The 19,444-nt window shown below is 46.6% G+C and carries 19 protein-coding genes and 1 other annotated feature; of the genes, 14 read left to right on the top strand and 5 right to left on the bottom strand.

Annotation, left to right across the window (positions count from 1 at the left end; all coding sequences use genetic code 11):
• Positions 1 to 15: 15 nt before the first annotated feature.
• Entirely contained in the window at positions 16 to 708 is a 693-nt protein-coding gene (locus ACR0QN_RS08655) for a hypothetical protein (RefSeq protein WP_432650807.1), read from the bottom strand.
• 255 nt (positions 709 to 963) lie between these two features.
• Here ACR0QN_RS08655 and ACR0QN_RS08650 point away from each other — a divergent pair, with 255 nt between their 5' ends.
• From ACR0QN_RS08650 to ACR0QN_RS08635, 4 genes are all read left to right on the top strand, one after another.
• Positions 964 to 1,548, top strand: coding sequence for a hypothetical protein (locus ACR0QN_RS08650; RefSeq protein ID WP_432650806.1), 585 nt, complete (start codon positions 964 to 966; stop codon positions 1,546 to 1,548).
• A gap of 195 nt (positions 1,549 to 1,743) precedes the next feature.
• Positions 1,744 to 4,095: an alpha-xylosidase gene (gene yicI, locus ACR0QN_RS08645; protein WP_432650805.1), complete on the top strand. Its 2,352-nt coding sequence runs from the start codon at positions 1,744 to 1,746 to the stop codon at positions 4,093 to 4,095.
• A 78-nt stretch (positions 4,096 to 4,173) separates the two neighbouring features.
• Complete coding sequence (locus ACR0QN_RS08640) at positions 4,174 to 4,986, top strand: AraC family transcriptional regulator (RefSeq protein WP_432650804.1); 813 nt, start codon at positions 4,174 to 4,176, stop codon at positions 4,984 to 4,986.
• A 148-nt stretch (positions 4,987 to 5,134) separates the two neighbouring features.
• Positions 5,135 to 5,788, top strand: coding sequence for a hypothetical protein (locus ACR0QN_RS08635; RefSeq protein WP_432650803.1), 654 nt, complete (start codon positions 5,135 to 5,137; stop codon positions 5,786 to 5,788).
• Positions 5,789 to 5,790: 2 nt separating this feature from the next.
• Here ACR0QN_RS08635 and ACR0QN_RS08630 read toward each other — a convergent pair whose 3' ends face one another.
• Entirely contained in the window at positions 5,791 to 6,216 is a 426-nt protein-coding gene (locus ACR0QN_RS08630) for a pyridoxamine 5'-phosphate oxidase family protein (RefSeq protein ID WP_432650802.1), read from the bottom strand.
• A 365-nt stretch (positions 6,217 to 6,581) separates the two neighbouring features.
• On the opposite strand from ACR0QN_RS08630, the gene ACR0QN_RS08625 reads away from it, so the two are divergent.
• From ACR0QN_RS08625 to ACR0QN_RS08595, 7 genes are read left to right on the top strand one after another with little or no spacing between them, the layout of a single operon-like run.
• A complete protein-coding gene (locus ACR0QN_RS08625; RefSeq protein WP_432650801.1) occupies positions 6,582 to 7,259 on the top strand; it encodes a dTMP kinase in 678 nt (225 codons plus the stop codon).
• Positions 7,259 to 8,143 (top strand): DUF2156 domain-containing protein, encoded by an 885-nt coding sequence (locus tag ACR0QN_RS08620; RefSeq protein WP_432650800.1) that lies wholly within the window; start codon positions 7,259 to 7,261, stop codon positions 8,141 to 8,143. Before ACR0QN_RS08625 ends, ACR0QN_RS08620 begins: the two co-directional genes overlap by 1 nt.
• A 37-nt stretch (positions 8,144 to 8,180) precedes the next feature.
• Positions 8,181 to 8,723, top strand: a complete 543-nt coding sequence (locus ACR0QN_RS08615; RefSeq protein WP_432650799.1) for a DJ-1 family glyoxalase III — start codon at positions 8,181 to 8,183, stop codon at positions 8,721 to 8,723.
• Positions 8,711 to 9,352, top strand: a complete 642-nt coding sequence (locus ACR0QN_RS08610) for a 5-formyltetrahydrofolate cyclo-ligase (RefSeq protein ID WP_432650798.1) — start codon at positions 8,711 to 8,713, stop codon at positions 9,350 to 9,352. Before ACR0QN_RS08615 ends, ACR0QN_RS08610 begins: the two co-directional genes overlap by 13 nt.
• Entirely contained in the window at positions 9,342 to 10,739 is a 1,398-nt protein-coding gene (gene mltG, locus ACR0QN_RS08605; protein WP_432650797.1) for an endolytic transglycosylase MltG, read from the top strand. Before ACR0QN_RS08610 ends, mltG begins: the two co-directional genes overlap by 11 nt.
• 30 nt (positions 10,740 to 10,769) lie before the next feature.
• Positions 10,770 to 11,999: a peptidase U32 family protein gene (locus ACR0QN_RS08600; RefSeq protein WP_432650796.1), complete on the top strand. Its 1,230-nt coding sequence runs from the start codon at positions 10,770 to 10,772 to the stop codon at positions 11,997 to 11,999.
• Between the two features lie 47 nt (positions 12,000 to 12,046).
• A complete protein-coding gene (locus ACR0QN_RS08595; protein WP_432650795.1) occupies positions 12,047 to 12,352 on the top strand; it encodes a hypothetical protein in 306 nt (101 codons plus the stop codon).
• Positions 12,353 to 12,395: 43 nt separating this feature from the next.
• Here ACR0QN_RS08595 and ACR0QN_RS08590 read toward each other — a convergent pair whose 3' ends face one another.
• The 3 genes from ACR0QN_RS08590 to ACR0QN_RS08580 are packed head-to-tail and all read right to left on the bottom strand — an operon-like array spanning position 12,396 to position 13,920.
• On the bottom strand, positions 12,396 to 12,830 hold the full coding sequence (locus ACR0QN_RS08590; protein WP_432650794.1) for a hypothetical protein: 435 nt from the start codon (positions 12,828 to 12,830) through the stop codon (positions 12,396 to 12,398).
• Positions 12,823 to 13,503, bottom strand: coding sequence for a hypothetical protein (locus tag ACR0QN_RS08585; protein ID WP_432650793.1), 681 nt, complete (start codon positions 13,501 to 13,503; stop codon positions 12,823 to 12,825). The genes ACR0QN_RS08590 and ACR0QN_RS08585 overlap by 8 nt, the downstream gene beginning before the upstream one ends.
• Before the next feature lie 12 nt (positions 13,504 to 13,515).
• Positions 13,516 to 13,920 carry a MotA/TolQ/ExbB proton channel family protein gene (locus ACR0QN_RS08580; RefSeq protein ID WP_432650792.1) on the bottom strand — a complete coding sequence of 135 codons (405 nt, stop codon included), beginning with the start codon at positions 13,918 to 13,920 and terminating at the stop codon, positions 13,516 to 13,518.
• Between the two features lie 174 nt (positions 13,921 to 14,094).
• Positions 14,095 to 14,326 (top strand) — a binding site (T-box leader).
• A 69-nt stretch (positions 14,327 to 14,395) separates the two neighbouring features.
• Between ACR0QN_RS08580 and ACR0QN_RS08575 the strand changes: the two genes are divergently transcribed.
• From ACR0QN_RS08575 to ACR0QN_RS08565, 3 genes are all read left to right on the top strand, one after another.
• Positions 14,396 to 17,017: a valine--tRNA ligase gene (locus tag ACR0QN_RS08575; RefSeq protein WP_432650791.1), complete on the top strand. Its 2,622-nt coding sequence runs from the start codon at positions 14,396 to 14,398 to the stop codon at positions 17,015 to 17,017.
• A 161-nt stretch (positions 17,018 to 17,178) separates the two neighbouring features.
• Positions 17,179 to 18,093: a hypothetical protein gene (locus tag ACR0QN_RS08570; protein WP_432650790.1), complete on the top strand. Its 915-nt coding sequence runs from the start codon at positions 17,179 to 17,181 to the stop codon at positions 18,091 to 18,093.
• A 27-nt stretch (positions 18,094 to 18,120) separates the two neighbouring features.
• Entirely contained in the window at positions 18,121 to 19,374 is a 1,254-nt protein-coding gene (locus ACR0QN_RS08565; RefSeq protein ID WP_432650789.1) for a bifunctional folylpolyglutamate synthase/dihydrofolate synthase, read from the top strand.
• Positions 19,375 to 19,444 lie beyond the last annotated feature (70 nt).

Raw genomic sequence — 19,444 nt, 5'->3', positions numbered from 1 at the left:
TTTGAGAGCGTAAAATTACTTCTTGTCTCCCTTTTCCATTTTAACGTATTTGCCCAGGGTGGGGTCATAGGCGTAGCTTGTTTTTCTCTTGAGGATTATCATAAATACCACGATGATTATGACGATAATGGCAAGAGCGGAGGCAAGGACGATTATAAGCAGGTTCTTGTACTGCTCGGCACGCTGTGCATCGGTCAGCTCAACGTACATATCATCATCGCAGTTTGTGATGGTGCAGCTGGTTATTGTGAGGTTAACATCGTTTGTTGCGCCTATGCAGAGAGCATCGACTTTTGAAAAATCCGCTGTTCCGTAGGCAGTGACCATATCGTTGTAGTTGAATACTGCGTGATTGTCATCATATTCGGCGGGAGCTACCTTTGCCCAGACGCTGCCTGTTGCATTTGCCATAGGGGTGTCGGGGTATGACCAGCTCTGTACGATAAGCTCCACAGGCGCCTCGTTCTTCTCATCGGTAAGCTTCTCATAGGAATAGGAAACGATGACCTGTGAATCGGCGTTTATTTTTGTAGGATCGTAATGATCCATTCCGATAGCGTAGCTTGCCCAGGGCTCGAGGACGGGGGCGTTTGACACATCGAAATCGTAATTCTTTACTGCTGCGCTTACTCCTGCGGAAAGGGAAAATGTGAGGACTGCCGCACCTGCTGCGGAAATGATTTTCTTAATGACTGATCTTATGCTCATTTTATCCACGACCTTCTTAATGTTAATATTTTTGCTCGTTCATATATGATACAAAAAAGTGAACGGACTTTTGTATAAAATATACCATAGAGTAAGCTGATTGTCAATTAAAAGATTTTGAAGATTATTTCAAAAGAATGTCTTAAACGTTTGAAATATCAATTTCGTGTATCTGCATAAAATGTTTAAAAAATAGTTGAAAATATCGGTAAAATGTGTTATGATATAAATATATTAAAATTATGAGGTGGGGTTATGAAAAAAATTATTGCCATATTGTCGCTTGCCGCAGTATTTGCACTTTGTGCAGGCTGTACGGGTGCTGATGAAGCACAGGGGCTTATTCAGGACGGAGATACTATGGAAACGGACGTTATTCCCGACAGCGAAGAGGAGGGGAAGGTCTCTTCCAATGAGCTGAAAAAAGAAATAGAACGGCATATCGCTCTGGGCGAATACGGCAAGGCTGTCTCCCTTGCGGAGGAAAATATTGAGACTGTGAATGCAGACAGCAAAAAATTTGAAAGCGTTCTTGACGATATCTTTATCCATTTCAGCCAGATAGCCAAGAGGTACTACACCCATACTGCCACATACATCACAAAGCAGGAGGTTATGGGTTATGATTTTGATTCGGGCTTTGAGGGCTGGGATCCCGAAAGCAGCACTATTGATCCTCACGCTTTTGAGGGGCTTCTGAGCAATGATGATAGGGTGGCTCTCGAAAGAGTGCAGATCAAGGTCACAAATACGGATTTTGACTATTTTGAATTTAAGGTATCCATCGAAATTTGCGGTATGACGGCGGTTTATCCTCCCGAGGACGAGATGCTGAAATAGGGGTGAGCTTTTTATGTTAATAAGTTGTAAAATTTCAAAAAGCCCTTGACAAAGCCTTGTTGATGTTGTACAATGTAAACGATAACATTTGATGATGTTTTTGTTCGTGCGTCAAATGGCATTGCGGCATATCCGCAGGAAAAAACGGCAATTTTTCAAGGTACATATAAACAATTTTTAAGGAGGACTTTCATTATGAAATTTGCAGACGGCTTCTGGCTCAATCAGCGTGGCTATGAGGTAAACTACGCTTCTCAGGCTTACGAGATCACTCCCGTTAAGAACGGTCTCAACGTTTATGCCACCACTCAGTACATTCAGAACAGAGGTATGACCCTGGGCGGTCCCTGCCTGGACATCACCTTCACATCTACTCAGAAGGACGTTATCAAGGTCTCCATTGACCATTTCAAGGGCGCTCTGGACAATGCTCCCAAATTCGAGCTTGAAGAAGATCAGGGCTACACCCCCACTATTACCGAAAAGGAGGACTGCTGGGAGCTGCAGAGCGGCGACACAAGAGTGGTTATCGGCAAGTTCAGCTGGTCGGTTCAGTATTACTACAAGGACAAGAGACTTACAGGCGGTGCCTGGAGAAGCGCTTCGGTCATCAACGAGAGCAAGTTCAAGACCTCCGCACGTCTTGACTCTATGCAGGACGACACCTTCTGGAGCTATCCTCAGGACGAGAGAGGAACCTTTATCCGTGAGCAGTTCACTATGAACGTGGGAGAATATTTCTACGGCTTCGGCGAGAAGTTCACTCCCTTTGTTAAGAACGGTCAGAATGTTGAGACCTGGAACTCCGACGGCGGCACCTGCTCCGAGCAGTCATACAAGTGTATTCCCTTCTATGTTTCATCTACAGGCTATGGCGTTCTCGTAAATTCTTCGGACAAGGTTTCCTTCGAGGTATGCTCGGATACCGTTTCCAAGGTTTCCTTCACCGTTCCCGGAGAGAGACTTGAGTATTTCGTTATCGGCGGTGCTGATATCCCCGAAGTCCTTTCCAACTATACCACCCTTGCAGGCAAGCCTGCTCTTCCTCCCGCATACACCTTCGGTCTCTGGCTCACAACTTCCTTTACCACCAATTACGACGAGGAGACTGTTACTTCCTTTATTGACGGTATGGCTGAGAGAGATATCCCTCTCCAGGTGTTCCACTTCGACTGCTTCTGGATGAAAGAGTTCCAGTGGTGCGATTTTGAGTGGGACAAGAGACAGTTCCCCGACCCTGCCGCTATGCTTAACAGACTCAAGACCGACAAGAACCTTGAGATATGCGTATGGATAAATCCCTATATCGCACAGCGCTCCGCACTCTTTGACGAGGGCGTTAAGGAAGGCTATTTCATCAAGAACCTTGACGGCAGCGTTTTCCAGGCAGAGCTTTGGCAGCCCGGTATGGCTATCGTTGACTTTACAAATCCCGCTGCCTGCGAGTGGTATGCTTCCAAGCTGAGAGTTCTCTGCGAGATGGGCGTTAACTGCTTCAAGACCGACTTCGGCGAGAGAATTCCCACAAAGGTTAAGTATTACGACGGCTCCGACCCCATTGCAATGCACAACTATTATACATATCTCTACAACAAGACTGTATTCAACGTTCTCAAGGAATACTACGGCGAGAACAAGGCTTGCCTTTTCGCACGTTCCGCAACCGTTGGCGGTCAGAAGTTCCCCGTTCACTGGGGCGGCGACTGCTCCGCAGAGTACACCTCTATGGCTGAGACTATCAGAGGCGGACTTTCCCTCTGTATGTCGGGCTTCGGCTTCTTCAGCCACGATATGTCGGGCTTTGAGGCTACCGCTCCTGCGGATATCTACAAGAGATGGGCTGCATTCGGTCTCTTCTCCACTCATTCCCGTCTCCACGGAAATTCCTCCTATCGTGTGCCCTGGCTCTTCGATAAGGACGGTTCTACCGAGTGCGTTGACGTTCTCCGCTTCTTTACAAAGCTCAAGGGCAAGCTGATGCCTTACATCTGGTCACAGGCTGTTAAGACTCATATCACAGGCGTTCCTATGATGAGAGCTATGGTCATTGATTTTGCAAATGAGCCTGCCTGCCTTACTCTTGACAAGCAGTATATGTTCGGCGAGAATATTCTCGTTGCTCCTATCCTGAACGATCAGGGTACTGTTGAATTCTACGTTCCCCAGGGAACCTGGACTGATATCATCAGCGGTCAGGTTTATGAGGGCGGCAAGTTCTACACTCAGAAGTACGATTACTTCGGTCTGCCCTGCCTTGCAAAGCCCAACAGCATTATCGGCTTCGGCAAGTTCGAGAGAGATTTCGAGTATGATTATCTTGACGGCACAGAGTTTGTTATCTATGCTCCCGAGGAGGGCGTTATGACCTCTGCAAAGGTTTATGACACCGATGCAAACGAGGTATTTGAGATATCCGCTGTACGTCACGGCGACAGCGTTGAGGTCTCCTACACCAATACCGACAAGAGCTTCTCTGTTAAGGTTGCAGGCGGCGAGGCTGTAACTGTTAATCCTACAGCAAGCGGCAAGGTAATTATCAAGCTTTGATTTACCGGATATAATTTAAACGGCTTCGGCGCATTCTGCCGAAGCCGTTTTAGTAAATACAAGATAGGGGTGAGATAGATGAATTTTGCGGAATATCCATACAATACCGAGGAAGTGCGCCTTCCCTACGTGGTCTGCGGCATCGGTACGACCGACAGTCAGGAGCATATGATAAGAGAGCAGGGAATGTGCGTCCATCAGCTTATGTTCACGGTTTCGGGCTGCGGCATCATACGCTGTCGGGACAGGGAATACTCACTTCCTGTGGGAACGGCGGTCATTCTTCCGAGAGACATTCCTCACGAATATTTCTCCGCAGACGGCAGCGACTGGGGACTTAGCTGGGTCATTTTCTCGGGGGAGGGGATAGACGGGGTCCTCGATTACTACGGCTTTGACGGCTCTGCGCCCGTAAAGCTTTCCTCTCTCATTCTGCTTGAGGATATCTTTCACCGCTGTTCGGGAGTCATCAGGACAAAGGATAAGCTTTGCATTCATCGTGCCTCGTCACTTCTGTGCGAGATGATAAACGAGCTTTACTTCTCCGCTTCGGGTGACAGAGAGGAAAATGATGAAAACAAGGATATCCTCACTCCTGCAATGGAGCATATCGACAAGAATTATTCATCGGATATCACTCTTGAGGAGCTGGCTCAGCTTTCGGGAGTGGGACGTGAATATTTCTGCACTCTCTTTAAACGGAAAACCGGTATGCGCCCCTTTGAATACATTGCCGCAATCCGCATAAGAGAGGCGAAAAAGCTTCTTGCCTACACCGAGCTGCCCGTTGCGGAAATTGGCAGACGGGTGGGCTATGAGGACAAGAGCTATTTCGGCCACGTTTTCAAGCGGTATGCGGGTATGCCGCCCACCGCTTTCAGGGGCGGGTGACGACCCGCAGCGAGACGTTTTATAGTTTATTTGGGCGGCAGGCGGACGGCTCGGTAACGATGTAACTAAGCTGCCCGATAAATTATAGAACGAGCGCACGCAGGTTCAGCCTGCTTCATCAGGTTCTCATGAAAGAATGGTTATAAATATGGCTTCAAGAATAATGCACCTTGCAATGGGAATAGAGCTTTGCAGGGCTTCGGAAATAAATGACAGAGACCGTTTCCTTGTGGGGATGCTGCTCCCCGACGCAATTATCAGGGGAGACAAAAAGGTCGCAGGCACTCATTATGACCGTATGACGGACGAGTCTCACAAGGTGATGGATTTTTCTCTCTTTTACTCGGAGTTTGAGGAGAGGATACAAAGCGATGAACTGTACCTGGGCTACTATCTTCATCTTATCGAGGACTGCATTTTTCGGAAATATATTTACTACGGTCTGGGACTGATTGAGATGAGGGGCAGAGATGGCTTCCTGCCACGTCTTTACAAAGATTACCACAGCGTTAACGGATATATTGTGAAAAAATATAACATCTCCTCCCTGCCAAAGGCTCCCGAGGGCTTGGACAGAGAGGAGATAAACCGGATATATCCTTTTGAGACGGAGGATTTTCTGATCGATATGGCAAATGACCTCAAAGACGAATATTTCGGGAACGAGAAATATTTCTCGGCGGAAAATGCCGAGGAGGTCATAAGACGGTGCGTCCATATTTGTTCTGCCGAGATGAGATCACTTAAAAAGGGAGAGCATTTTACTTTCCCTCAGGAATACATCTGGGAGGCAAGGGGCTGATATCAGCCGAACACCTCGGTAAAATCAATGTCAAATCTTTTTCCGTTTGAGAAAAGAATTCCGTCGGTGAGCTTTATCCGAAGAATTATGGTGGTCTCGGCACTAAAATCCACGTGACCGTTATCTATCCATTCTGCAAATACCGCTCTCAGCTTATCTGCTGTGGAGCGGTTTTCTTCTTTGCCGATAAATCCCATATTTTCGGGGATCCCGTGGGCTGTGAACCATTCTCCCGATATGGCGGCGGTGGGATTTTTTTCAAGCTGCTTCATTTTGTCCGAGAGGGAGTAGGTGATTATGTAAAATGAGCCGTTTTCGTAATATGCGTTGACCGATCTGACGTAGGGACGGTCGTTTTCCGAAGTGGCAAGGGCGATTATATTGTCATAGCCGAAGCGTTCGTCCATTATTTTTTCCCATTCCTGCATTTTGGTGTTCCTCCTTGGATTTATTTTATTGTATTTATATTATAGCTTTTATTGGGAGGATTGTCAATTGCTTGAAAATATATGTGCTGATTTGCCAAGTTTGCGTATGGGATTTTGTGAGATCATACGAAAATGTGTTCGTGTGCAACTTTTGTTCTGAAATGTATTGACAAAACAGAAAATTTGTGCTATAATATGCATATCGTAGGGCTGAGGCGTATTCGGAAGGGCGTTTTTTTTATTTTATGCAAAATTACACAAAAAAGAGCAAAACCTGTTGTACTGACGGAAAAAATGTGATATAATATAATATGAAAATTACTGCGCTGTCTGCGGCGCAAAATCTTTGCAAAGGACTTTTTTAAATGAACAATTCAGGCAGGGGCAGGCTTATCGTCATTGACGGTCTTGACGGCAGCGGAAAATCCACTCAGTTTGAAAGACTGAAAAATATCCTCGCCGAAAACCACGATGTGACGGGTATCAGCTTTCCCGAATACGACAAGCCCTCTGCGACGCTTGTCAAAATGTATCTAAACGGCGAGTTTTCTAAAAATGCCGCCGATGTGAACGCTTATGCGGCTTCTACTTTCTACGCCGCCGACAGATATGCCAGCTTCAAGCTTTACTGGGAGGACGCATATAATAAGGGCGGTGTGATCCTTGCAAGCAGATATGTCTGCTCAAACGCTATCCACCAGATGTCAAAGCTTCCCGAAAATGAATGGGACGATTTTCTCATATGGCTTGAGGATTACGAATATGATAAGCTGGGGCTTCCACGTCCCGACAAGACTATTATCCTTGACATACCCGTGAGCCTTTCGCAGAAAAGGCTGTCAATGCGCTACAATGGCGACGAGAGCAAAAAGGATATTCACGAGGGAAATATCCCTTATATGGAAATGTGCCGCAAGTGCGCTCTGTATGCCGCAAAGCACCGTGGCTGGAGCGTGGTGAGCGTTTGCTCCGATGATGGCAGGGAATACTCTCCCGAGGAGATCACGGGTATGCTTCTTTCCGAAATTAACGAGGTCATCTGATGCTGGATTTTAAGGTCATTGAGCTTTCCGACAAGCCCTGGGTCGATAAGCTTTTGCAAATTTCCGATTTTAGGGGCTGCGAATACTGCTTTGCCAACAATATGGCTTGGCGGAGAATGTACAACACGAAAATTACAAGGTACAAGGATTTTTATATTTCCTGCTCCGAAGGCGAGGACTTGTATTTCACCTTTCCTGCGGGGGGAGGAGATTACAGAGAGGTTTTCGGGGAGATGAAAAAATACTCCGAAAGCAGGGGATATCCCCTTGTGATAGGCTCTGTAACTCCCGATAAATTCGGGCTTTTCGAGGAGCTTTTTCCGAAGGACAGCTATACCATTGAAGCTGACGAGGACGGCTGGGACTATGTTTACAACGTGTCAGACCTTGCGGAGCTTAAAGGGAAAAAATATCACGGAAAGCGAAATCATCTGAAAAAGCTCCTTGCTATGGACTATTCCTACGAGCCGCTTGCCGAAAAGGATTTTGACGACTGCATTTCCTATGCGGTGCAGACCTACAACAGGGACAGCGCATATGATGATAAGTCAAAGGTATGCGAGCAGTTTGCCATTAACACTTACTTTGAGAATTTTGAGGCTCTGGGGCTTACCGGAGGTGTTCTCAGGGTGGGCGGAAAAATTGCCGCTTTCACCATTGGCGAACGGATAAACAGCGACACCTTAGGCGTTCACATCGAAAAGGCGGAGGCTGACATAGACGGCGCATATCCTGCCATAAATCAGATGTTTTCCGCTTCGGCAGGGAAGGGATTTTCCTACATCAACCGTGAGGAAGATCTTGGCATTGAGGGGCTTCGGAAGGCAAAACGCTCCTATCACCCTGCGTTTATGATAGAAAAGCATACGGTGAGGTTTAAATAACGTTTTATGTTTTATTATAGAAAGGAATTGAAATTTTATGATATACGTTTTTCTCGCAAACGGCTTTGAGGAAACGGAAGCCATCACTCCCATTGATATGCTCCGCCGCTGCGGCAAGAAGGTAATTACCGTAGGCGTTACGGGAAAGGTGGTAACAGGTTCTCACAATATCCCTGTTGCCTGCGATATCACAATTGACGAGACGGTTACTGATGGGCTTGAGATGATAGTTCTCCCCGGAGGTATGCCCGGAACGAAAAATCTTGCCGCAAATTCACGTGTAGCTGAACTTATCCGTTTCTGCAGCGACAGGAATATCCTTATAGGCGCTATCTGCGCTGCTCCCTCGGTGCTCGGTGAAATGGGACTTCTTGATGGTAAGAAGGCGGTTTGCTATCCCGGATTTGAGGACGCTCTCAGAGGTGCAGAGGTGCTTTCCGTCCCCGCCGTAAGAGACGGCAACATTATTACCGCAAGAGGCGCAGGCGCTGCTCTGGAATTTTCCTATGAGCTTATAAGCGCTCTTATTGACAATGCTGCTGCGGAGAAGCTGGCAGGAAATATAGTATGGACAAAATAATCCCTATGCCGTCGGAAAATGTGACCGACATCAGAGAGTACAAGAAAGACCTTAGAACTCAGTGCAGGGCTGTGCGAAACGGTATGTCTCCCGAGGAGAAGGAAAAGCGTGACAGCGGTATATTTGAGAGAATAACCGCAAGCTCCGCTTACAAACAGTCCTCGATAATACTTACCTATGTATCCACCGAGATAGAGGTGGACACTATGAAGCTTATACACAAGGCTCTTGAGGACAAAAAGCGTGTGGCTGTTCCAAGATGCATTGACGGAACGAGAGATATGGATTTTTATTTCATAAAGGGCGAGGACGACCTGGAAAAAGGTTCCTTCGGCGTGCTTGAGCCTGTTCCGTCGAAATGCGTGAAAGCATATGCTTTCGAGACCGCTTTATGCATTATCCCCGGGCTTGCTTTTGATATGCAGGGCTACAGGCTGGGCTACGGTAAAGGATATTACGACCGCTTCCTTTCCGCTCACCCGAGGCTTTTTAAAATGGGCATCTGCTACTGCTCCTGCACCTGCAACGAGCTTATCCACGGCAGATACGACATCGGCGCAGACTGCCTTGTTACGGAAAAATATATGCGCAGGATAACGAAAGAAAGGAGGAATGGCGATGGACGATAAGGAGTTTGACTCCCTGCTTGACGATCTGACAAACCGCAAAAACGGTGATGATACCGTTCCTGCCGATAAAGAAAATGCGGAAGAGGTTTCCGGACAGGAAGAAACTCCGGACGCAGATGTGCCCGAAGATATTTCCGGGGAAAATGAAGCTGTTTCAGAAGAAGTGGTCATTTTTGAAGCGGAGGAAACGGAGGAAGATGTGTCCGAGGATACGCCTGAAGAGGACGACCCCGAGGAAGACGATGATGAGCCTGATGATGAGGAGCTTGAGGAACAAAGAGAGCAGGAACGTCTGCGGCTCAAGGAAAAGCGAAAGACTAAAAAGCGGAAAAAGAAAACTCACGGCAGACTTGCTTTTGCTCTTATTATGGTCACGCTGGTCATTTCCGTGGCGGTGCTGGGTGCGCTGGGCTTTATCACTTTAGGCTCGGAGGTCCTGGGTCTTAACCGTTCAAATTCCGAGTTTTCCGTTGAGATACCTCAGAATTCGGGTACGGAGGCTATTGCCAATATCCTTCAGCAGGAGGGCATTATTGACAATCCTACTCTGTTCAGAGTCGTTTCAAAGCTAAAGGGCGCTGACGGTACATACATCGCAGGAAGTCACAAGCTTAGTCCCAATATGACCTACAGCGACATTATAAAGACCTTACAGGAAGAGGCTATCAATCCCAGAGAGTTTGTTAATATCACTTTCCCCGAGGGTATTCGCCTTGTGGACGCTGCGGCAAAGCTTGAGGAAGAGGGCGTTTGCAGCGCTGAGGAATTTATTCGTGTGTTTAACTCAAAGACCTTTGGCTTTGATTTTGAAGAAAAGGTGGTCGTAAGCCCCAAGAAGCTTTACAAGATGGAGGGCTATTTCTTCCCCGACACTTATCAGTTCTATCTTGAGGAAGACCCCGTAAATGTGGCGAAAAAGGTCTGCAAGAACTTTGAGTACAAGATAACTCCCGACCTTTACGGCCGTATGGAGGATATGGGAATGACCCTTGAGGAAACTCTGACGCTGGCTTCAATTGTTCAGCGGGAGGCAGGGGACAGCTACAATATGAAAATGGTAGCTTCCGTTTTCCACAACAGGCTGAATGACCCCGACACCTTCCCACTTCTCCAGTCAGACCCCACCACTAATTATGTGGAGGAGGTCGTTATCCCCAATCTGGAGATATACTCCGAGTCCATTTGCGAGGCTTATGATACATACCGTGGCGGCGGTCTGCCCCCCGGTCCCATATGCAGTCCCGGTCTTGACGCAATTGAGGCTGTTTTGTATCCGAGAGAGACAAATTACTATTATTTCTGCTCCGACCTTGAAACCGGTGAGTTTTTCTATGCGGAAACTCTTGAGGAGCACGAGGAAAATCTTGTGGCGGCGCACCTGAGGTGATATGCCGCAGAGAAAGGATAATATTTTCTGATGGCATACGATGATCTTGAGGTGCTGGCTCCTGCGGGAGATACAGAGCGCCTTGATGCGGCGCTGGATTTCGGCGCAGACGCTGTTTATCTTGGAGGAACGGCTTTCGGAATGAGAGCGGGTCCGAAGAATTTTGATGCCGAAGCACTTAAAGCGGCGGTGGAGAAGTCTCACGAGAGGGGTGTTAAGGTCTACCTTACCTGCAACACTCTTCCACGAAATAATGAGATACCTTATTTTGAGGAGTTTATAAAATACGCTGTCCGGTGCGGCATTGACGCTGCTATTGTTGCCGATCTGGGGCTTATGTCACTTATCAAGAAATTTACTCCCGATATGGAGATCCATATGTCCACTCAGACGGGAATTGTGAACTATGTGACGGCACGTGAGCTTTATGATATGGGTGCAAAGAGAGTTGTGCTGGCAAGAGAGCTTAGTCTTGAGGAAGTGGCGGAGATACGTGCAAAAACTCCTCATGACCTTGATATTGAGGTTTTCGTTCACGGGGCGATGTGCGTTTCATTTTCGGGACGGTGCCTGCTTTCCTCATATCTGGTGAACCGTGACGCCAACAGGGGACAGTGCGCTCAGCCCTGCCGCTGGGGTTATCATCTTATGGAGGAGAAGCGTGACGGGCAGTTCTTTCCCGTTTTCGAGGACGAGAAGGGCACGTATATCCTTAATTCCAAGGATATGTGTATGATAGACCACCTTGACAAGCTGGCAAAGGCGGGGGTCACAAGTCTGAAAATTGAGGGACGGGCGAAATCCGCTTACTATGTTTCCGTTATCACCAACGCTTACAGAATGGCGGTAGATATACTTAAAAAGGATCCCGAAAACTATGCGCTTCCCGATTATGTGCGTGACGAGGTCTTCAAGGTGAGCCACAGGGATTACTGCACGGGATTTTTCTTCGGACACCCTTCCGAATGCCGTCAGTATTATGAGGACAGCGGATATATCAGGTCATACGATGTATGCGCCGTTGTGGACAAATGTGAAAACGGACGGATATATGCCGAGCAGAGAAACAAGTTCCTTGTGGGCGACGAGCTTGAGATACTTGCGCCATCACAGAGACCTGTTAAATATAGGGTGACGGAGATACAAAATGCTGACGGTGAGCTTGTGGAAAACACCTGCCACGCTGCTATGAAATTTTCAATGCCGAATACTGTGGGAATTGATTTTCCGCCCCGTTCTATTATCAGAAAAAAAGCATAATAGCAATATCCCTCCCGACTGCATAAAATGCTTGGGAGGGATTTTTTATGGAAACGGGTCTTGTTCTCATAATTGCGGTATTTGCTCTGGCGGCTCTTATTGAGTGCTTTTGCGGCTTTGCGTCTATTCGTGCGGCTCTTTCGGGAAATTGTGAGCGGACGGTGATACTTATCCCCGCTTTTGAAAATATGGAGGATATCGAATATGTTCTGAGACAGGCGGCGGCTATGGCGGAGCGGTCGGATATGCCCTGCAGGTGCGTTATCTGCGATATGGGGGCTGATGAGGAGACGATGGAGATATGTCGGAGATTTGCGGAGGAGTTTGGGTTTGAGATAGAAGCCTGTAAATAATAATGCTGCTGTATCGGTCAAGTAACCGGTACAGCAGCATTTCTTAGTTTTCTTCAATGATGGCAAAGCCGTTTTCTTTCAGCGCATCAATAAGGTTGTCATATGCGTTTTTGGAGGCTTCTTCATTTGTGATTTTTGCGTCCAATTTGTCACCCGTTGAATCAATTACGTTCATCAGTTCATCTATGCTTTCATAGGTTTTGTTCTGGAAATTGTAACTGTTGCCTGAAACGGTTATTTCAAAGTATTTTGTTTCTTCGGTTTGAATGGTCGTGGTTGCAGATGGTTCGCTGTCGGCTTCTGTCACAGCCTCGGCATTTGCGGGGACAGCTGCTTCGCTGTTTCCGTTTCCGCTTCCATTTCCAAATCCAAAGCTGCCTTTCAGGAATAAAAATACAGCGATGGCGATCAAAATCAGTAAAATTATGATGATAACTGTTGATAATGCTGATCCTTTTTCTTTTTCACTTTTATTCATTTGTAATGTCCTCCTCGGTGGTATTGGCTTGTGTAAAAATTGATGTATTTGTTACGGAAACCTTGAAGTTTCTGTAAGAAAATTTTATGCGCTTAAACAGATCTTCGGCAATGGGATAGGCTTTAGATGTATTATTTTCTTTGCCATTATAGAAAAATTCACATAAAATTGTGCTTTCTTCGGTATATCCTGCTTTGTTCAGCAATTCTGATAAAGCCTGTACCATACTGTCCATATCTTTATCGGCAGAAGATATATTATCTATTTTTATCTCTCCCAGCTTGTCTTCCTTGTCTGTGCCTGAAAAAATATCCAACTGACAGAAATTGGTGTTTTGGCTATCCATTTTCATATATATCTTCAGATTCATACTTTGGTCGAATTTATGCATTGCTGCAATATTCTGAGCTGCAGATTCACCTGAGTTTTCAAGGCGTGATAAAGCTTCTTGATATTCGGCAAGTGCCTTATCTGCTTCGGTTGATTTTTCTTCGGCTTCTTTTTTCAAGGCTTCATATTCAGCTTGCAATTGTTCTTGCTGTGCTTCTAATGCTTCCTGAGTTTCCAATGCTTCATTTGTTTTGAGGCTGGCAAACATAATAAAGAAAAACAATATTATCATTATCACATCAAGTAATGATGTGAAGTCGAGGATTATCTGACGCTTATTCATAATATTGTTACCTTATAAGTGTAGTTCGGATTTTGCTTTTGTAATCATATTTTCAATCTTAGGCTGAACAAAAGCGTTAATTATTTTAAAAAAAGCCGCAAAAATGATGCCCCAAGCAGTTGAAGTTAGTGCTGAAAAAAAGCCTTCCTGGGTCACATTGATATCCTGTGTCATGTCAATTTCTAACAATGCTTTTACTGTTCCGAACATTCCTAAAAGCGGGAAAATTGAAGTAAGAGTAATAAATAATGTATAGCTGATATCCAGCTTATAATAAACACTGTCTTTTAATTTGCCTTTGGAGGAGTCAAAATGCCGTTCAACATCTTTTACAAAAGCATTTGATAAAATAAGTGCTCCTGCCGCAATAACAGCAAAGACAATTATATAAAAATCTCTGTCAAAGCTATCTGCCATTTTTTTTAGAAATTCCATTTCATCACCCGGTTGATCTTTTATAAAATTATTATAACACAACGACTATTTAATGTCAATAATTTTTGCCGAAAATAATCGAAATGTAAGTGCTTATATGCTCAATATCAATTTCACTCTTGACAAAATGCCTTTTACCTGTTATAATACATAATATAAAAGGCGATGATGAGGAGGAGTACGCTCTTTTTCCTATGCTCAGAGAAAAGACGGTTGGTGCAAGTCTTTGCAGGGAATGTGCGGAAGGTAGCCTCGGAGCTTCGGCGGTGAACGCTTGATTTTATGTAGTCGCTGACGGTATTCCCCGTTACGGAATAATGAGTGCGCAGATATGATAATAAATCATCTGCGAATTCAGGTGGTACCACGGAATTTTTCCGCCCTGAAGCTGTTTATCGGCTTCGGGGCGTTTTTATTTGCTCTATGCCGAAATTGATATGGAAAGGAAAAAGGTTTTATGAAAAAAGAACTGTCAAAGGTTTACGAACCAAAAGAGGTTGAGGACAAAATTTACAAATATTGGATGGATAACAACTGCTTCCGTGCGGAGGTGGACTCCAAAAAGAAGCCCTACACCATCGTTATCCCCCCTCCAAACATTACGGGTCAGCTCCATATGGGTCACGCTCTTGACGAGACGCTCCAGGATATCCTTATCCGCTGGAAGAGAATGTCGGGCTACAGCGCACTTTGGCTCCCCGGAACCGACCACGCCGCTATTGCAACCGAGGCTAAGATAGTTGAGGCTATGCGCAAGGAGGGCATTACCAAGGAAGACCTGGGCAGAGAGGGCTTTATGGAGCGTGCCTGGAAATGGAAGGAGCAATATGGCGGACGTATCGTTGAACAGCTCAAGAAGTTAGGTTCTTCCTGCGACTGGTCCAGAGAGCGCTTTACTATGGACGAGGGCTGCTCCAAGGCTGTTAAGGAGGTTTTCGTAAAATATTACGAAAAGGGTCTTATTTACAGAGGCGAGAGGATAGTTAACTGGTGTCCTCATTGTAAGACTACTCTTTCCGACGCCGAGGTAAACTATGAAGATCAGGCAGGTCATTTCTGGCACCTAAGATATCCTCTCAAGGACGGCAGCGGTTATGTTGAGCTTGCTACCACACGTCCCGAAACTCTTCTGGGCGATACTGCGGTTGCTGTTAATCCCAACGATGAGCGTTACAAGGATATAGTTGGCAAAATGCTTATTCTTCCTCTTGTTGGCAGAGAAATTCCCGTTGTTGCGGATGAATACGTTGAGATGGACTTCGGAACAGGCGTTGTTAAGATAACTCCCGCTCACGACCCCAACGACTTTGAGGTAGGTAAGCGCCACGATCTGCCCGTTATCAACGTTATGACCGACGACGCTAAGATAACAGACGATTATCCCGCATATGCAGGTATGGACAGATATGAGGCAAGAAAGAAGATAGTTGAAGACCTTGACAAGGGCGGATATCTTGTAAGAGTTGAGGACTACAGCCACAATGTAGGCACCTGCTACCGCTGTGGCACTACCGTTGAGCCTAAGGTATCAACTCAGTGGTTCGTTAAGATGAAGCCCCTTGCACAGCCTGCTATTGATGCTGTTAAGAACGGCGAGACCAAGTTTGTTCCCGAGCGCTTTGAAAAGACATATTTCCATTGGCTGGAAAATATCCGTGACTGGTGCATTTCCCGTCAGATATGGTGGGGTCATCAGATACCCGCATTCTACTGCGACGACTGCGGCGAAATGGTGGTTACAAAGGAAAGCTCCGCTGTTTGTCCCAAGTGCGGCAAGCCTATGAGACAGGACCCCGACACCCTTGACACCTGGTTCAGCTCCGCTCTGTGGCCCTTCTCCACTCTGGGCTGGCCCGAAAAGACCGAGGACCTTGAGTATTTCTATCCCACAAACACTCTTGTTACGGGCTATGACATTATCTTCTTCTGGGTAATCAGAATGATGTTCTCGGGAATTGAGAATATGGGCAAGCCTCCCTTTGACACCGTTCTTATCCACGGTCTTGTGAGGGATTCTCAGGGCAGAAAGATGTCCAAATCTCTCGGAAACGGCATTGACCCCCTTGAGGTAATTGACCAGTATGGTGCAGACGCACTTCGCTTTATGCTTGCAACGGGCAATGCTCCCGGAAATGATATGCGCTTTATCGAGGACAAGGTAAAGGCTTCGAGAAACTTCGCAAATAAGCTGTGGAACGCTTCCAGATTTGTTCTTATGAATCTGCCCGAGGACTTTAAGCTTACGGGTCTCCCCGAAAATCTTGCAACCGAGGACAAGTGGGTCATCAGCAAGTTCAACACCCTTGCAGGCGAAGTTAATCAGAACCTTGAGGCATTTGAGCTGGGCGTTGCCTGCCAGAAGCTTTACGATTTCATATGGGACGTTTACTGCGACTGGTACATTGAGCTTACAAAGCCCCGTATCCAGGCAGGCGGCGAGACTGCAAAGACTGCTCAGACCGTTCTCGTATGGGTAATGGAGGGAATGCTAAAGCTCCTGCACCCCTTTATGCCCTTTATCACCGAGGAGATTTGGTCTGCGGTTTCCGACAGCGACACTCCCATTATGCTTTCCCAGTTCCCCGTATTTGACGAGAAGCTTGTTTACAAGCAGGAAGAGGAGGACTTCGGCAAGATAATCGACGCTATCAAGGCAGTAAGAAATATCCGCTCCGAGATGAACGTTGTTCCCTCAGTAAAGGCTCAGCTCTTTATCGAGACTGCGGACAAGGATGTATTTGCGGCAGGCGTTATGTTCTTTGAGAGACTTGCCTACGCTTCTTCCGTTGAGATAGGCGACAGCTTTGACATTCCCGACTCCGTTACCGTTGTAACTCATTCCGCAAGAATTTTCATTCCTATGAGCGAGCTTGTGGACAAGGAAAAGGAGCTTGCACGTCTTAACAAGGAAAAGGCGACAGTTCAGAAGGACATTGATTTCTCTCAGGGCAAGCTTAATAACCCCGGCTTTATGTCAAAGGCTCCCGAAAAGCAGATAGAGGCTGAAAAGGCAAAGCTTGCAAAGGCTCTCGAGAAGATGGAAAAGATAGAACAGTCCATTGCTGCTTTCTCCAAATAAGGCGGCGTGGCGGCGTGTCGCCGCAGCCACCTCGTAAGTAAGTTTTGAGGGGATCTCCTCAAATGTGGATCGGTAACGTTAGTAAGTAATTATATCGGTTCGGCGGCTCTCTCCCGGGGCTTTTTTCGGGGGGAGCCGCAAGTGATATGGGGTGACATTTAATGATAAACCTTACAAAAGAAAATCTTGACAGGCTTTACAAAAAGCAGAAGGCTATGCTTTCATCTTCGTGGATAATCACTTTGACGGTGCTCTGCATAAGCGAGGCGGCACGAAGGCAGCTGTATGAATATTATTCTGACAGGGGAACAATAAATCTCATTATTCTGATTATTGATATCCTGCCATTTATCTACGTTGGGTATATCACGAAAAAGCTTATCCCTGCGGGAAACGGCAGGCTTGTCCGAAAGGTTTTCAGAGTGCTTCAGCAGGATTTTACTTCGGAAAGCACGGTAAGTATGCTTTACAGCTCTGTCGGGCAGGCGGTTAAATATCCCGAAAAGGTAAGGCTCACCCTGCTCCTTGCCAATACTCAGGCTGTAAGGGGCAATATAAACGAGGCTTTGCAGCTTTTGTATTCCGTTGACAGGAGCGGCTTTGACAAGTATCCCGATGTGGGAATGACCTTTTACGGCGAAATAATCGAGACATACAGCAATGTGGGCGATTATGACAGCGTCCTCAGAGCATATGCGGACGGGGAGCGGTTTATTGAAATGGCGGCGGAGAGAAATTACAACTGCTGCGTGACCGCTTTTGGGATAATGATAAACGTGGAAAAGGCACGGGGGAATTACCGCAAGGCTCTTGACCTGCGGCTTATCAAAAATGAGTATGAAAATCTTTTCAATTCGTCTGAGGGCGCTTCACAGCAGGGAACTCCTCTGAGCAGATTTTTAAGGGGTTCGGTATTTATGGAGACTGCGGAACTTTTCTATCTCTGCGGAGATACCTCAAATGCGGCGAAATATCTTGATATCGGCGGACCTATGCTGTCTGCAAGCCCTGCGGAGACGGAAAGGGCAAACAAGCTTTCGGCAAAAATACGTGAGGCTATGGCTCAGAGAGCATAAAGCTTTCGGGAAAGGACGGTCATAATTTTGAACGGTGAGATAATAAATTTTCTCGGGGGATATACCAAATCCGGCGCCCCCGTTCACGACCTGTCAAGGTTTGCCTCCCTTATGGACAGGCTGGGAAATCCTCAGGACAGGCTTAAATTTGTTCACGTGGCAGGCACCAACGGCAAAGGCTCGGTGGTGAGGATGCTTGCAAATTCTCTCACTCTGGCAGGCTACAGAACGGGTGAATTTACCTCTCCCTTTATCTACAGATACAACGACCGCATTAAGATAAACGGCATAGAGATACCCGATGAGGAACTGTCCCGTATCATTTCAATCGTAAGACCTGTTGTGGAAAGCGACGGGGCAGGGTATTCTCAGTTTGAGATAACCAATGCCATTGCGTTTTTGTATTTTGCGGAGCAGGACTGCGATATCGTGGTGCTTGAGACAGGCGTAGGCGGACTTTACGACAGCACAAATATCATAAGGGACAATATATGCTCGGTGATAATGTCCATATCTTTTGACCACACGGCTATTCTCGGGGACAAGATAACGGACATTGCATTTCAGAAGGCGGGTATTATCAAGGACGAGTGTACTGTGGTGGTATATCCTCAAAATCCTTTTGAGGCGAATATGGTCATCGACAAATACGCCGCCATTCACGGTTCAAAGGTAATTCGCCCCGACCTGTCTAAGCTGAATATTTTGCGAAGCAAGCCCGATGGTGCGGCATTTACCTATAAGATGAGAGATTACGCCACCGCAATGCCCGGAAATCATCAGATATATAATGCTCTGACTGCTATCGAGGCGGCAGGGGTCATAAGAAAGAAATTCAAAAAGCTTACGGACAGCAAGATATTTGACGGTATCAGTACGGCAGTTATGCCCTCAAGGTGTCAGATAGTAAGGAAGAAGGACCCGATGATAATCATTGACGGAGCGCATAATCCCGAGGGAATGAGGGCGCTGACGGAATTTGTTGCGTCTCTGCCCCAGTACCCCAAGGTGATGATATGCGGAATGAGTGCGGACAAGGACTGGAAAACCGCTCTTTCCTACATTTCTCCCTACATCGACAAGGCTTACTGCATTGACGGCTTCTGTCCGAAAACGGTTTTCGCTCCGAAGCTGGCTGAGTGCTTCAAGGACGGCGAAACTGCGCCCATTTCCGAGGTGTACAGGCGTGCTTATTCCTATGCGGAGAACGGGGGAATGCTCCTTATAGGAGGTTCGCTTTACATTCCTTCGGCGCTGAATAAGTTCGGGGGACAGGGATAACAGCTGTGGTACGGTAATGTTCAAGTTTACAAAAACGCTCTAATAAATATGTACCGTCCTCTCGCCGCCT

The sequence above is a fragment of the Huintestinicola sp. genome (assembly GCF_050874005.1).
Classification (GTDB): Bacteria; Bacillota; Clostridia; order Oscillospirales; family Ruminococcaceae; genus Huintestinicola.
Note: the sequence above shows the minus strand (reverse complement) of the source record. Positions and strands in the feature narration are given on the sequence as shown.